The sequence below is a fragment of the Rhodococcus ruber genome (assembly GCF_016804345.1).
Lineage (GTDB): Bacteria > Actinomycetota > Actinomycetes > Mycobacteriales > Mycobacteriaceae > Rhodococcus > Rhodococcus ruber.
Genome location: NZ_CP044211.1, coordinates 2,111,505 through 2,126,730, shown reverse-complemented (window position 1 = coordinate 2,126,730; position 15,226 = coordinate 2,111,505). Strand labels below are relative to the sequence as shown.

The following is a 15,226-nucleotide window of genomic DNA, read 5'->3' as shown; positions in this document are numbered from 1 at the left end:
ATCTCGCCTCGGCGTTCGATGCGACGCTCGGGCAGTGCAGCAACGAGGCAGGGCCGTCGAGCCCGCCGTTATCCGCCGATCCGGCGCTGGGCGGAGCTCACCCGCCCGGCCGTCACGACCGAGATCCGTCACCCTCGGTGCCGGTGCGGTTCACCGTCGGATTCCGTGGAACACGTCGAGGGACGAGTGCGCTGCGACAGCGACGGCGGACGCCACGCCGAGACCGGAAACCCGGTGCGGGTCAGGCATCGTCGAAGTTCCAGCTCGCGGCAGGGCGTGGGTCGTCGTCCGTCTGTCGGGGTGCGGCGGTGGTGGCGCTGCGGGTGCCCGGTACGGTGCGGGCCAGAGCGATCGCGATGCGCCGTTCGGATTCGTCGGCGAACAAGCCCCGGATGGTGACGCGGCCGCCCGACACCTCGGCACGCCAGCGTCGGGCGCCGGTGTAGTCGTCGAGGCGGCGCTGGACGCTGACTCCGATGGCCTCGTCGGGCTTGAGCAACAGCCGCAGCAGGTCCCCGCGGGAAACGATGCCCACCACGTGTCCGTCGTCCTCGACGACCGGGATGCTGCGCAGTCCCCGACTCAGCAGCAACCGGCTGGCGTCGGCCAGGTCCTGGTACGCCGCGACCGCCACGGCGGGGGCAGTCATCACTTCGGCCACCGTCCGCGTGTCCTCGGACATCGTGCCGCGCAGCACATCACCGCTTGTGAGGATCCCGACGAGGCGCTCCCGGTCGTCGAGGACCGGCAGGGCGGCGTACCCCTGCTCGGCCAACGGGACGGCAGCCTCGGTCACGGGCACTCCCTGGTGGACTGTGGCGACCGGTCGGTGCATCACGTCGCGTACTCGCATGGGACACCTCGTTCCCGGGTGCAGGACCCGAATCGACGAAACTATATAGGAAAAGTAAAGCACGAAATATAAATCATGTATAGAGTCTCGTCCGCAGTTTGCAGCGCAGCCTTGCCCACGAAGTCCGGAGGCGCGGTCAGCGCAGCGCCGCCAGAAGTTCTCCGACGGTGTGGTGGGATTCGAGCGGATGGCGCAGTCGGCCTTGCGGATTCACGGCATAGGTGTTGCGCCGGCCGACGCGGGTCTTGGTTACGTAGCCCTCCTCGACCAGATCGGCGAGGATCATCTGCACCGCCCGTTCGGTGATGTCGACCCGGCGGGCGAGTTCGCGCACGGTCGACTCCGTGCCCTCGGTCAGGCACAGCAGCACGTGGGTGTGATTGGTCAGAAAGGTCCAGTGCCGACGCGGTGGGCCGTCGGATGCGCTCGAAGTCATGCCCTCACCATAGGTCCGATGCAATTCACGTATTGACGTTCAGGATAGAAGGTTCGGAGTGGTGAGGCGACGCTGTCGTCGTCTTCACTTCGATCACCACGCACGTCGGTTCGGGCAGTCGGTCGCCAGTGCCGCGTCGAGTTCATCAGCCCGGTGCCTCGGCCACGGCTTGCGAGCGTGCCACCTCGTCTGGCAGCCGGTGGGGTACAGTGCCCGGGCCAACTGATACCGGGGGGATTCATGGCCGAGGGACTTCGTTTGGATCCGCAGACGATCGAGGAGATCATCGCCATCTGCGACACCATGCTCGAGACGCTGAGAGAGGCCGCGCAACAAGCAAAGAAGCTTACCGCCGCACCAAGTTTCGGGGGCTTCAGATCAGCTGAAGACCTTCGTGCCGGCTTCATTCGCAAAGCGCACGGTACGCCCGACTCACTATACGAACGGCTCGAACAGTTTGCGGCGGTACTCGAGGGCATGCGCGACACATTCTCTGCTGGGGGCGAGGGATTCCTCCATGCTGAGAACCGCCGGACCGCCGAACTGCGCGCTCTGGGCCAGGACGAGCTGTGACCTCACGCCGCCCGATAGGTGCGACGGCGGGTGTTCTGGTGCTCACTGCGGCACTCGTGGGCTGCACCGCCCCCACTCACACCGCAGTCTCCATCGGCGAAACCCCGTCGCACTCGACCACCACAACTCGAGTGCCGCGTCTGACGGACGAGTCCGACCGACCGCTCGTCGACTTCGATCCGTGCCTCGATATCCCCGACCACGTGCTTGCTGCCGCCGGATATGACCCGAGCTCCGAGACCAACGCCGACTTCGCTGCTACCCACTACACGATGCTCGGATGTTCCTACGACGGAGCTCTCCGAATTCCCGGACTCGACACCTATAAGTTGACGGTAATGTCGGCCAACTTCGACTGGGCGGTGGAACTGCAGAAATCCGCCGACAACGGGGACGACGTCACTCCCATTGACATTGCCGGTCGGCGTGCGCTCCTGAAGACCAATCAGTCGTTTCCAGAGAGTTGCGACATAAGCATCGAAACGACGTACGGTGTCCTCCTCTTCCTCCTCGTGGTCTTCGGTTCCGAAGTCGAGTACCTGTCCAAATCGCAATGGTGTACCGGACTCGAAGACACCGCCGAGCGCATTGTTGCCGTCCTCGAAGACTTCGAGTCGCACACCCGCTGACCTAGCATCCCGTCTGCATTCGCCCCCGGAAGCCGAACTCGAACCCGCCCGAGTTCGCCGACCCACGCCCGCGACGCTGTCGGCGCCATGTGTCAGCATGGTCGAACCCGATCCCGGAGGGAGCGTCGTGTCCACCGCCGACCTGCACCGCCTGGCGCGTCTGCGTCAGGAGCACCCGGCGTGGGCGCTGCTGCGGTCGGACAATGCGGCTGCGGTGCTGGCGCTGCTGGGCCGGCACTTCGACCGCGGGACGCGACGGCTGCCGGCCCCGGAGCTGTTCGCCCGCCTCGATGTGGACCTGCAGGAACTGCGCGACGAGGGCTTCGAGCTGCCGCGCACCGGTCAGGCCTACTGTGCGGACTGGGTGCGCGCGGGTTACCTGCTGCGCCGCGCGAGCGCCGACGCCCGGGAGGAGACCCTCGAGCCGACGGAGGCGACGTTCGCCGCGCTCACGTTCGTCGCGGGCCTGACGACCGCTACCAGCTCGGTCACCGAGTCGCGGCTGACCACCCTGTCGAGCCAGCTCCAGGCGCTGGCGCGGAACTCGGATCCACGCAGCGAGAGTCGCCTGGCGGCGTTGCGGGCCGAGCGCGACGAGCTGGACCGGCAGATCGCCGCCGTCGAATCCGGGGACTTTCCCGTGCTGGACGGGAACCGGGCGGTGGAACGGTCCGCGGAGATCCTGGCGCTGGCCGGGGAGATCCCGGGCGACTTCGCGCGGGTGCGCGCCGAGTTGGAGGCGCTCAACCGGGAGCTGCGGGCCCGGATCCTCGACGACGAGGGCGACCGTGGCGACACCCTCGGCGAGGTGTTCCGTGGGGTCGATCTGATCGGCAGTTCCGACGCCGGCCGCAGCTTCGCCGGCTTCTACGACATGATCATCGATCCGGAGCGGTCGTCGCAGCTCGACGACTGGATCGAGGCGGTGCTGCAACGCCCCTTCGCGCAGCAGCTCACCACCGAGCAACGCAACCGGTTCCGCACTCTGCTCACCGAGATGGAAGACGCGGGCGGCGAGGTCCACGCGACGATGACGTCACTGTCGCGTTCGCTGCGCCACTTCGTGCAGTCCCGCCACTACGAGGAGCACCGGCGTCTGCAGCGGCTGTTGCGCTCGGCCCAGCAGCAGGCCCTGCAGGTGGCGCAACGCCGCAAACCATACGACCTGCTGGACCTCGAGCTGGTGCGGGTCGGCATGGGCATCGATTCGGTGGCGGCGCTGCGGCTGCACAACCCGGCCGACGACCTGGTGGCCGAGCCGGTGGTGACGCAGCCGGTCGGCGAGGTGGATCTCGCGGAGCTGCGCCGCATCGTCCGCGAATCGGAGATCGACATGGACGAGCTGGCCGGCAACGTCGCCGCCACGCTCCGTTCCCGCGGCAGCGCCACGATCGGCGACGTGTTGCGCGATCATCCCGCCACGCAGGGACTGGCCAGCGCAGTCGGCCTGCTGGTGCTCGCCGCGGAGCACGGTCACCGCGTCGACGGCACCGAGGAAATCGCGTGGACGTCCCCGTCGGGCGCGACCCGCGTCGCGACGGTGCGCCGGCACCTGTTCGACCCGACCGACACCGAGTTCACCGCCCGCATCACCGAGGACGCGTCATGACCGAATCGACCACCCGCACGTATCCGGGCGACACCGGCGAACTCGACCTCGACACCCGCCGCGCGCTGGTCCAGTTGCTCAAGGGACCGCTCGTCACCGCCGACAAGCACCCCGAAGTGTGGCGGACGGTGATCCGCGACGAGCGGGTGCTGCGGTCCCGGCTCGCGGACGTGTTCCTCGATCTCGTCGTCGACGAGGACGATCAGCTCGCGTTCACCCGCCCCGCCGACACGGGCGACCACAAGGCCCCGACGGTGCTGCGCACCGAGCGCCTCACGTTCATGGACACCGTGATGCTGCTGGCGTTGCGGCACCGGCTGCTGCGCGCCCAGCCGGGCGAGCGGGTGATCGTCGACTTCGACGAGGTGGCCGGGCAGCTGGAGATGTACCGCGCGGCGACGAGCACCGATCCGGCCGGCTTCCGCAAACGGGTCAACGCGTCGTGGGAGAAGTTGAAGAAGTACACGCTGCTGGCGTCGACGTCCACGGAGGGCCGGATGGAGGTCTCTCCGGTCTTGCGACAGTTGTTCGACGCCGATCAGGTCGCCGCCGTCGAGGCCGAGTTCCGGCGCATCGTCGAGGAGGACGCGCCGTGAGCGCCGCACCCGTCCACCCCGGCCAGTTCCGGCTCGCGCGGGTGCAGGTGGTCAACTGGGGCACTTTGCACGGGCATCACGACATTCCCGTGGCCCGCAAGGGTTTTCTCATCACCGGGGCGTCCGGCTCGGGCAAGTCGACGCTCATCGACGCGATCTCGACGGTGCTCATGCCGGGCGGCAGCGTGCGGTTCAACGCGGCCGCGCAGGAGTCGGCGGCCGGGTCGGGCCGCAACTTCGTCAGTTACATCCGCGGCGCGTGGCGGCGCGAGGCCGACGCCGACACCGACGCGCTCACCGCCTCGTATCTGCGCACCGGCGCGACGTGGAGCGCGGTCGCACTGACGTACGACGCCGCCGACGGCACGGCCCCGGTGACCCTGGTGAAGCTCATGCACCTGCGCCGGGGCGCCAACGCCAACAACGAGATCTCGCACCTGCACCTGATCCTCGACACCGACGTGGAGCTGACCGACCTCGAACCGTTCGTGGCGCGGGGCATCGACACCCGGGGCATCCGCAAGCGCTGGCCGGGTGCGGTCGTGAACCCCAGCTACGCGCCGTTCGCGCGCGCGTTCCGGTCCAAGCTCGGCATCTCGTCGGAGGCCGCGCAGCGGCTGCTGCACCGCACGCTGTCCGCGAAGAGCCTGAACAGCCTCGACCAGCTGCTGCGCGACTACATGCTCGACGAGCCGCCCACGTTCGCGATGGCCGAACGGGCCACCACCCAGTTCCGCGAGCTGCGCGAGGCGCATCGCGTCGTCGTCGACGCCCGACGTCAGGTCGAGACGCTCGAGCCGCTCGTCGCGCTGGCCGACGCCCGCCGCACCGGGCTGCAGGCCCAGCACGACCTGCAGGACGAGACCGATCACCTCGACGCGGTGCACGCCCGGATGACGGTGGACCTGCTCAGCGACAGGCTCGACGAGACGCGCGCGCAGACCGGTCTGCTGCAGGCCGCCGCGGACAAGACCGCCGACGAGGCCGACCGCGCCGGCGAACGCACCCTCGACCTGCGGGTGCGCGCCGAGAGCGCCGGCGACGGCCGGCTCGCGACCCTCCGCGTGCACAAGGAGACCGCCGAGACCGCCCTCGAACGAATCACCCAGCAACGCAGACGGTTCGACGTCGCCCTCGCCCACTGGGAGGCGGAGACACCGGCCACCGCGGACGACTTCGCGCATCTGCAGGCCCAGCTCGAGCGGGAACTGCGCGAGCTCGACACGACCGCCGATGCGCGCAGGGCCGAACTGTACGAGGTGGCCGGTGCGCTCGCCGAACGCCGGAAGACGATCCGCGCGCTGATCGCCGACCGGGAGATCCTGGCCCGGCGCCGCTCCAACCTCGATCCCGACCTGCTGCGCGCCCGGGAACTGGTGTGCTCGGCGGCCGGACTCGGGGAGGACGCCCTGCACTTCGCGGGCGAGCTGATCGCGGTGCGCGCCGAGCACGCCGAGTGGACGGGTCCGATCGAGCGGGTCCTGGGCGGATTCGGGCGCACCCTGCTGGTGCCCGACGAGCTGTATCCGCGGGTGGCCGCCGCCGTCGACGCACACCATCTCGGCGCCCGCCTCGTGTACCGGCGGGTCCGCACGGGCGTCGGCGCGCCGGACGCACCCACCACCGCCGACGGCTCGCTCGTCCGCAAGCTCGAGGTGCGCCCCGGCCCGCTCGCCGCGTGGCTGCAGCACCAGCTGGCGGACCGCTTCGACTACGCGTGCGTCGACACCGCCGACGACCTGCGCCGCGTCCCTCGGGGCGTGACCCGGGCCGGGCAGGTCAAGCACGGCGGTGACCGGCACGAGAAGGACGACCGGCGGCGCATCGACGACCGCAGCCGCTGGGTCCTCGGCTTCGACAACGAGGCCAAGCTCGCCGACCTGCGCCGGCGCATCGGCGACGCCGAGACCGACGTCGACGCGCTGCAACGGCGACAGGAGGCTCTCGAGCGTGCCGAGTCCGGGATCCAGCTGCGCCGGCAGGCCGCCGCGGTGATCCGCGAGTCCGCGTGGGCCGACGTCGACGTCGCGGCGGCGGGGAACGCGGTGGACGCGATCGAGGAGCGGCTGCGCGAGTGGATGCAGGGCAATACCGAATACGCCACGCTCACCGCGGATCTGGCTCGCGCCGAGAGCGAGGAACGCGCCGCCCGGCAGGCGCACACCGCGGCGCTGGCCAAGCTCGAACAGCACCGGGACGAGCTGACCCGGGTGCAGGCGCGGCTCGACGAGGCGCAGGCCCACGCCGGCACCGCGGTGCCCGACCCGATCTTCGCGCGCATCCGGACCCGGTTCGCCGCGGCGGTGCGCCGCGTCACCGTCGACAACATCGACCGGGCCCTGAGCACGGTGGGTCGCGCGATCAACGAGGAGATGCGGTCCGCGCAACGCGACACCGCGGACGCCGAGCGCCGCATCACCGCCATCCTCACCGGCTACCTCGCCGAGTGGGAGGCGCGGCGCGCCGAGATGCGCTCCGAGGCCGAGTACATCGACGACGCCCTCGCGGTGCTCGCCCGGCTGCGCAGCGACGGCCTGCCCGCCTACGAGGACGAGTTCTTCCGGCTGCTGCGCGAGCAGTCGCACCGCAACATCGGGGAGCTGGCGCGCGCGATCCGTAAGGCTCCGGGTGAGATCCGCTCACGTATCGAGCCGGTGAACGAATCGCTGCGCCGCTCGCCGTTCGACACCGACCGGATCCTGCGCATCGACGTCAAGGACCGGCGCTCCCCCGCCGCGTCGGAGTTCCTGGCGGAGCTGTTGCAGATCACGAGCGGCGCGTGGAAGGAGGAGGACCGGGCCGCGGCGGAGCGACGGTTCGAACAGATGGCGGCGGTGCTCGAACGGCTCGACTCCGGCGAGCCCGCCGACCTGCGGTGGAAGCGCCTCGTGCTCGACACCCGCCTGCACGTCGGATTCATCGGGGTGGAGGTCGACCCGGAGGGCCACGACGCCAACTATCACGACTCGAGCTCCGGCCTGTCGGGTGGGCAGGCGCAGAAGCTGGTGTTCTTCTGCCTCGCGGCCGCGCTGCGCTATCAGCTGGCCGCCGCCGGCGAGGAATTGCCGCGCTACGGCACGGTGATCCTCGACGAGGCGTTCGACCGAGCCGACCCCGCGTACACGCGGCGGGCGCTGGACGTGTTCACCCAGTTCGGGTTCCACATGGTGCTCGCCACTCCGCTCAAGCTGCTGCAGACTCTCGACGACTACATCGACGGCGTGGCGGCGGTGAGCATCCGCGACAAGCGCTACTCGCAGATCGCCCTGTTGCCGATCCGCGGGGACGGCACGTGAGCGCACTGTGCGTGCCGCCGTCCGAGGTCGCCGGTAAGGCCCAGGCCGCGTACCGCAGCCGTCGCACCCGATGGGTCACCGATCCCGCTGCGGCCGAATCGGATTCGCTGTCGATCGGGCTGCATCCGCCGTCCGAGCGGCGGGTCGCGCAGGATCCCGACGCCGTCGTGGCGTGGGTGCGCGCCTGGCACGGTTATCCGGGTGCCGGGCAGGTCGAGTGGGAGACGCGGCGCTGGCCGAGCTTCGGCACGCAGGAAGTGCCGATGCGCCTAATACTTTCGGGCGCGACCGAGATCGCCGCCGCGGCCGCACGAGCGCCCGAGTGGCGCACCCTCACCGAACGGCAGGCGCGACTGCTCGACGGACTCGGCCCCGGCACCGCGACGCTCGCGACCGCGATCGCCGCGACGCATGCCCGCTGGCTCGAGCTGGACGAGCCGGACTTCTCCCGGCTCGTCGCGGCTGTGCGCTGGCTGGCCGAGCATCCGTCGTCGGGGCTGTTCATCCGTCAGCTGCCGGTGCCCGGCGTCGACACCAAATGGGTGTCGCGGCACCGCGGTCTGGTCGAGACGCTGCTCGAGGGAGTGCGCGACGACCGCGACCTGGGAGTGCGGTCGCTGCCGCGGATGTGCGAGGTGGCCGTGTGCGACCGGACGCTGCTGCCCGCGGCGCCGCGGATCTTCGCGACGTCGCTCGACGAGCTGGCGGCACTGCCGGTGACACCGGCCCGCACCCTGATCCTCGAGAACAAGGAGGGTCTGCACGCGCTGCCGGAGCTGCCGGCGACGGTGGCGGTGCACGGCGGGGGCTACGCGGTGCACGAACTGGCGGACGTGCCGTGGCTCGCCGCCTCCGACGTCGTGTACTGGGGCGACCTGGACACGCATGGCTTCGCGATCCTCGACCGGCTCCGCGGCCACCTCCCGCACGTGCGCAGCCTGCTCATGGACCGCGGCACTGTCGAGCGGTGGCGTGACCTCGCCGTGCCCGAGGCATCCCCCGCTCCGCACGTGCCCGCGCACCTGACCGGGCCGGAACGCGACGCCCTCGACGCGGTGCGCACGGAAGGGCTTCGGCTCGAGCAGGAGCGGATCCCGTGGCCGTACGTCGTCGCGCATCTCGCGGCACTGTAGCCGCGGACGTCGAGCCTGTCGCACGCCGGTGTTAGAGTCCCCGCGTCGATTCGTAGGGGGGACGAATGGTGGGGGAACTGCGCGCCGATGTGGCGCGTCTCGAGGAGTTGAGCGGACGACTGCACGGCCTGGCCGCGGAGGCGTCGCGGCTGCGCGTGGGTCCGGCGGCGGGACCGTATGCGCCGGCCCTGGACGCGCTCATGCCGTCGGTACTGGAGGCGGCTCGCCTCTCGCAGGAAATCGTCGACAGTGCCCTGATTCCCGCGCTCGCGGAGCGTCTCGGCGAGACCGGTGACGTCATGCGCGCCACCGCGCGCGAGTACCGCGACCAGGACGACACGTCGGCGACGCGACTGGTCTCGGCCTATCTCTCGGCCACCGGCGACTGGCGCGTCGACGAGGATCCGGCATGACCCTGACCAAGGGGCAGGTTCGGGAATGGAATCCGAGACAACTCGACGACATCGGTCGCGCGTGGCGCGACGCCGGGGGCCGGATCGAGGAGCTGTTCGATCGATACGTCGCCGCCGTCACCGACGTCGGCGGCACGTACTGGGAGGGACGTACCGCGGAGGCCGCGCAGGAACGCGCCGCGGCCGACAGACGGACCGTCGTCGCCCTGGTCGATCGGCTCGACACGCTCGCTCGTCGGCTCGAACAGGGATTTCACGAGGTCGACGCGCCACTCCAGCGCGCCCGGGCGACGATCCTCGACGCCGAGGCCCAAGGGTTCGTCGTCGGCGAGGACCTGACGGTGCGCGATCCGGCGCCGGACCCGGACCGGGAAGCGGCCCGAGCCGGCCTGCAGGCGTACCTGGCCGAGGCGGTGTCGACCGTCGAGAACGCCGACCGGGCGCTGCAGCAGGAACTGAGCGCCGCGCGGGCTCTGCTGCGAGCCGACTTCACCTCGGTGGCTGCGCTCGGCACGGACCAGGGGCACGCGGACGGCGCGCGGCTGGTCGACGGATCGGTGACGCCGGAGGCGCTGCGGCGCCTACTCGAAGCCGGTGCGCTGACACCGGAACAGGTCGACGCCCTGCGCGCGGGCGCGGCGGCGACCATTCCGTCGTCGCACATGGAGTACCTGGTGGCCCTCAGCCGGTCCCTGGACGGCAGGACGCCCCGGGAGATCGCCGACCTCATGGCCGGACTGCCGGCCGGGGCTCGCAGCGCGCTGGCCAACGCGCTGCAGATCGTCTCCACCGAGAACGTCGTTGTCGCCGTCGCCGACGGTGACATCGCCCCGCGTGGCGGGGCGGACCTGCTACCGGACGGGATCCGGGCGGCACTCGACCGCGACGATTTGGTTGTTCACGGCTTCCGGACGATCGGCGGCACGACCTACACGAGCACCGAACTGAACGGCGTCGCCGACAACCAGGCCGTCGCCGGGATCGTGGCCGAGGGCGATGCGGTGTACCGGTCCGGCAGCACGCTCGACCGGGATCTCCTGGATGTCGGTCGCCGATATCTCGACGCCCAGGTCGCGTTCGCGCAGGACCCCAACCGCAGTTTCGAGTTCTTCACCGTCGACGGACGCGGCACGGGCGACGGTGCGTTGACGGCCGGAATCCTCACCGCGGTGGCGGACGACCGCATCGCGGTCGAACAGGCCGTCACCGACCCTGAGCACGGCACCGATTTCGTGCAGAACGTACTGGTGCACGACTGGTCGGACGACGGTGCGGCGGTGTCGTCGCTGTTCCGCGCCGACGTGAAGGACGGAGTGGTCGACGATCCTCACAACGCCGCCGACGTCGCCGCAGCGACCCGTCACGGCGCGATCATGGCCGCCGTCGCGGGCGCGATGAGTTCCGGAGAGGCGTGGAAGACGTTGTCCGCCATCCCGGAAACCGACGGGCAGTCGGTGGGTCAGCTGAATCCTGATCTGCTGCGAACGGTTTCGCACGGCCTGAGCCCCTACATTCCCGACCTGGCGGGATCCCCACAGGCGGATCGGCCCGGATTCGACGTCGGCGACTGGGCGGATCCGAAGGACAACAGCAGCTATCGCGGCTCGGCGAACGTCTTCGCCGCGATGAACACCGATCCCGAGGCCGGCACGCATTTCACCGGCAGTGCATTCGCGTCCGTTGTGGCGGCCGAGACCCGGTACGCGCAGAACCCGTACACCTCGGGCACGACGGCGGAGCTCTCGACGGCCGGTCGCATCCTGGGGCTGACCGACCGGGGGCTGATGCTGTCGACCCAGGACGATTTCCACGACGAGACCGAGCGGCAGCAGGCGATCTACGACCGCAAGTCCGCCGCCTACGACGCAGTCCTTGCCCTCGGCGCGTTCGGCCTGGAGAAGTTCCCCGGCGGTGAGTACATCGCGACGCTCTACGAAGCAGGCGGTGATCCGTTGAAGGAGTTGCACATCGGCCCGGAGCCCGGCACGGAGGAATCAGCCGAGCTCACGGGCCCGAACCTGGTGCGGCAGTACTACAACGTGCTTGCGGCCGCGCCGGAGGTGCCGGTACCGATCCGTGCCCACCATCGGAACCTGTTCGACGAGGCGGGTCGGCTCGAGCCGTACGACGAAATCGTCGGTTCGGAATCGGACAAGGAGGTGCGACATGCCATGTTGCGTGAGGCGTTCAACGAGTACGGCAACCCGACCGACGGGCACGAGACGGCCATGCAGGAGGCCTACGACACGGTGGTGCGCACGAATGGCTGAGACACGGCTGTCGGCCCTGGGATGCGTCGCATTGCTCGCCTTCACCGCCGGGTGCGGGGACCGCGCGCCGGAGGATCCACGTCCGGTTCCCGTTCCCGAGCCGCCGGTCGCGTACACGCACGTGTGGTCCGCGGACCCCGACATCGACCTGTCCAGCCGCGGCGCCGAGCTGGTCCGCGCCGCAGTCGAAGCCGGACTTCGCACGTTCAACTACGGTACGAAGTTCACATTCCCCGGATACCTCGACGCCATCGGGGCACCGTACGATTTCGACCACGCCGAGGTCTGGGATCATCTGGTACGCCCCGGTCCCGTCGATCCACCACAGTGGCGAGCCACGTACTTCATGCATCTCACGGCACTGTCGGCGACGGCCACGGAAGTCACTGGAGCCGTGTGCGAGTACGGCGTCGGCACAGAACCGGGAGAAGAGTACTCGGTCTATCCCCTGAGAATGGTCCGGGCGGTGACCTTGCGCAACACTGCCGAGACACCCGGCGCGGCCAGTATCCCCGACACCGACCCGGAAGGACACGATCCCCGCGCCGCCATCGCCCCCGACTGGAACGTCTTCGGCACCTGGAAGATCGTCCAGCTCCGCACCGGGGGACCGAACTGGGTCATACCGGACACGTGTACGGCGTGGTGGCACGAACGCTTCCCCACCTTCGAACTCCACGACGGTCTGCTCTCGCCACCCCCAGGCTTCCAACCACCCACCATGCCCGTCGCCCAGCAATACCCCGAATGGATCGGACCGGCGAATGCCGGTTGAACCCATAACGCGGCACCGCCGCACCGCCAGCGAACAGCGAAGGGCCCCGATGAACGCACCGCGCCGGCGGCGCGTCATTGCCGTCGTCACCACTGCCCTACTCGCAGTCACCGGCTGCGGCACCGACAGCCCAACCGATCCACGTCCGGTTCCCGTTCCCGAGCCGCCGGTCGCGTACACGCACGTGTGGTCCGCGGACCCCGACATCGACCTTTTCGGTCGCGGCGCCGAACTGGTCCGCGCCGCAGTCGAATCCGGACTTCGCACGTTCAACTACGGTACGAAGTTCACATTCCCCGGATACTTCGACGCCATCGGCGCACCGTACGATTTCGACCACGGCGAGGTGTGGGCTCATCTGGTACGTCCCAGTCGCGTCGATCCACCACCGTGGCGAGCCACGTACTTTCACCATCTCACGATGCTGTCTGCCGGCAACTCGGAGATCACGGCAGCAGTATGCGAATACCGAGTCAAAACCGAACCCGGGCTCAACCTCTCCTTCGATCCCATGAAGTGGGTGTGGGCCGTGACCCTGCGCAACACTGTCGACACACCCGGCGCGGCCGGTATCCCCGACACCGACCCGGAAGGACACGATCCCCGCGCCGCCATCGCCCCCGACTGGAACGTCTTCGGCACCTGGAAGATCGTCCAGCTCCGCACCGGGGGACCGAACTGGGTCATACCGGACACGTGTACGGCGTGGTGGCACGAACGCTTCCCCACCTTCGAACTCCACGACGGCCTGCTCTCGCCACCCCCCGGCTTCGAACCACCCACCATGCCCGTCGCCCAGCAATACCCCGAATGGATCGGACCGGCGAGTGCCGGCTGAGTCGCCACGAACGCCGCAGTCCCGAAACTGGACCCCGCACAGGCCACCGATTCCGGAGACGCCTCACCACCCGCGCCTTCACGATGTGCCTGAAGTTGCAATAGTGAACTAGAATCGAACTTCTCGTTCCCGGGTTCTCGCCCGGGAAATTCCCTTCACAGGAAAGGAGCACTCCGACGCACACGCCAGCCCCCCACACCGTTCATCTCGTCTCCCTGCCCCACAGCGTCGGAGATGCTCCCCCGCTCGCCTCGGAGCGGCCCCGACTGCACGGCCACCCGCACATCGTGTGGTTCCGGGACCGCTACGCGATCCCCATCTCGACGACCACGCCGCGCCAGGCGATGCTCGAGGATCTGCAGTTCGTGCGCCGGGTCCTCGACGACGCCGGCATCGACTATCTACTGGTCCGCGGCGACGGCACCCGCCCGGTCCTGGCGGTGGACTGGGCCGACCGCAAGGAGCTGCGTGCCGCGCTGGTCGGCGCCTGCACCGACGAGCCGTTCTACTCCAAGACCGTGGGTGCGAAACGGCACCGTCCCGTGCTCGTCGCGGACGGCCGGCTTTCCCGCAGTTCCAAGGCCCGGATCTTCCGCCTGTTCCGGCCGCGGGTGGAACTCACCAGCGGCCTGCGGTACGGGGCGTCGAACGGGGTGCAGATCGAGTTGTGGTCGCACACCGACGACGAGATCCTCCTGCCGAGGGAGAACGCGCTGACCCGGCGCAGCGTGTTGCGCGACGAGGTCACGCGCGGCACCGTGGAGCGCTACGGACAGACGTGGCCGACCATCGAGGGGATGTTCGCGGCGCACCCGTCGGACGTCCCGTTCGAGATCGACCTGGTGTTCTCGTGGGTGGACGGCTCGTCGAAGGAGTGGCAGGCCGAGCGCGCCAAACGCCTGCAGAACTACGTGGTGGGCGAGGGCGACGACTCCCCCGCCCGCTACCGGCAGATCAACGAGCTCAAGTACGCGCTGCGCTCCGTGCACATGTATGCGCCGTGGATCCGGCGGATCTTCGTCGCGACCGACTCCGACCGGCCGGACTGGCTGGCCGACGACGGGCAGGTCACGTTCGTGCGCAGCGAGGAGTTCTTCGCCGACCGGTCGGTGCTGCCCACCCACAATTCGCAGGCCGTCGAGTGCCAGCTGCACCACATCCCGGGTCTGTCCGAGCACTTCCTGTACTCGAACGACGACATGTTCTTCGGTCGCCCGGTGGATCCGCAGATGTTCTTCTCCGCCGGTGGGGTCACGAAGTTCATCGAGGCGGACACCCGCATCGGATTGGGCCGGAACCACAAGAAGCGCAGCGGTTTCGAGAACGCGGCCCGCGTCAATCGCCGGCTGCTCGAGGAGCGGTTCGGGGTGACGATCACCCGGCACCTCGAACACACGCCGGTGCCGCTGCGCAAGAGCATCATGGCGGAGATGGAGCGGGAGTTCGCGGACGAGTTCGCGGCCACGGCGGCGAGCACGTTCCGGGCCGCGGAGAACATCTCGGTGACGAACTCCTTCTACCACTACTACGCGCTGATGACCGGCCGGGCGGTGCAGCAGACCGCGGCGCGGGTGAAGTACGTCGACACGACGGTGAGGTCGGGGCTACGGGAACTGGACACGCTGCTGGCGAAGCGGACGACCGACCTGTTCTGCCTCAACGACGGCAGCACACCGGAGGTCGACCTCGAGCTGCGCACCGCGAAGGTCACCCAATTCCTGGAGCGGTACTACCCGATCCCGGCGCCGTGGGAGACGGACTACCCGGGACGGTCGTGACCCGCACCGCGTAGCCCCTCGATCCGG

The 15,226-nt window shown here is 69.4% G+C and carries 13 protein-coding genes; 11 read left to right on the top strand and 2 right to left on the bottom strand.

Features of this window, described 5'->3' with window-relative positions; all coding sequences use genetic code 11:
• Window positions 1-241: 241 nt before the first annotated feature.
• Window positions 242-853 (bottom strand): CBS domain-containing protein, encoded by a 612-nt coding sequence (locus F1734_RS09990; protein WP_203011581.1) that lies wholly within the window; start codon window positions 851-853, stop codon window positions 242-244.
• A gap of 136 nt (window positions 854-989) precedes the next feature.
• Complete coding sequence (locus F1734_RS09985; protein ID WP_203011580.1) at window positions 990-1,289, bottom strand: helix-turn-helix transcriptional regulator; 300 nt, start codon at window positions 1,287-1,289, stop codon at window positions 990-992.
• 240 nt (window positions 1,290-1,529) lie between these two features.
• Here F1734_RS09985 and F1734_RS09980 point away from each other — a divergent pair, with 240 nt between their 5' ends.
• From F1734_RS09980 to F1734_RS09930, 11 genes are all read left to right on the top strand, one after another.
• Window positions 1,530-1,862, top strand: coding sequence for a hypothetical protein (locus tag F1734_RS09980; RefSeq protein WP_203011579.1), 333 nt, complete (start codon window positions 1,530-1,532; stop codon window positions 1,860-1,862).
• Complete coding sequence (locus F1734_RS09975; protein WP_203011578.1) at window positions 1,859-2,491, top strand: DUF3558 domain-containing protein; 633 nt, start codon at window positions 1,859-1,861, stop codon at window positions 2,489-2,491. The genes F1734_RS09980 and F1734_RS09975 overlap by 4 nt, the downstream gene beginning before the upstream one ends.
• Before the next feature lie 97 nt (window positions 2,492-2,588).
• Window positions 2,589-4,100, top strand: coding sequence for a DUF3375 domain-containing protein (locus F1734_RS09970; RefSeq protein ID WP_203011577.1), 1,512 nt, complete (start codon window positions 2,589-2,591; stop codon window positions 4,098-4,100).
• Window positions 4,097-4,696 (top strand): DUF4194 domain-containing protein, encoded by a 600-nt coding sequence (locus tag F1734_RS09965; RefSeq protein WP_010592286.1) that lies wholly within the window; start codon window positions 4,097-4,099, stop codon window positions 4,694-4,696. The genes F1734_RS09970 and F1734_RS09965 overlap by 4 nt, the downstream gene beginning before the upstream one ends.
• A complete protein-coding gene (locus F1734_RS09960; protein WP_203011576.1) occupies window positions 4,693-7,992 on the top strand; it encodes an ATP-binding protein in 3,300 nt (1,099 codons plus the stop codon). The genes F1734_RS09965 and F1734_RS09960 overlap by 4 nt, the downstream gene beginning before the upstream one ends.
• Window positions 7,989-9,125, top strand: coding sequence for a DUF3322 domain-containing protein (locus F1734_RS09955; protein ID WP_203011575.1), 1,137 nt, complete (start codon window positions 7,989-7,991; stop codon window positions 9,123-9,125). Before F1734_RS09960 ends, F1734_RS09955 begins: the two co-directional genes overlap by 4 nt.
• A 65-nt stretch (window positions 9,126-9,190) precedes the next feature.
• Window positions 9,191-9,538 carry a hypothetical protein gene (locus F1734_RS09950; RefSeq protein WP_010592290.1) on the top strand — a complete coding sequence of 116 codons (348 nt, stop codon included), beginning with the start codon at window positions 9,191-9,193 and terminating at the stop codon, window positions 9,536-9,538.
• A complete protein-coding gene (locus F1734_RS09945; protein ID WP_203011574.1) occupies window positions 9,535-11,808 on the top strand; it encodes a TPR repeat domain-containing protein in 2,274 nt (757 codons plus the stop codon). The genes F1734_RS09950 and F1734_RS09945 overlap by 4 nt, the downstream gene beginning before the upstream one ends.
• The gene (locus tag F1734_RS09940; protein ID WP_040275759.1) at window positions 11,801-12,583 is read left to right on the top strand and encodes a hypothetical protein; all 783 of its coding nucleotides are present in this window, start codon (window positions 11,801-11,803) and stop codon (window positions 12,581-12,583) included. The genes F1734_RS09945 and F1734_RS09940 overlap by 8 nt, the downstream gene beginning before the upstream one ends.
• A gap of 49 nt (window positions 12,584-12,632) precedes the next feature.
• Window positions 12,633-13,421, top strand: a complete 789-nt coding sequence (locus F1734_RS09935) for a hypothetical protein (RefSeq protein ID WP_203011573.1) — start codon at window positions 12,633-12,635, stop codon at window positions 13,419-13,421.
• Window positions 13,422-13,708: 287 nt separating this feature from the next.
• Entirely contained in the window at window positions 13,709-15,199 is a 1,491-nt protein-coding gene (locus F1734_RS09930; RefSeq protein ID WP_010592294.1) for a stealth family protein, read from the top strand.
• The last annotated feature ends 27 nt before the right edge of the window (window positions 15,200-15,226 follow it).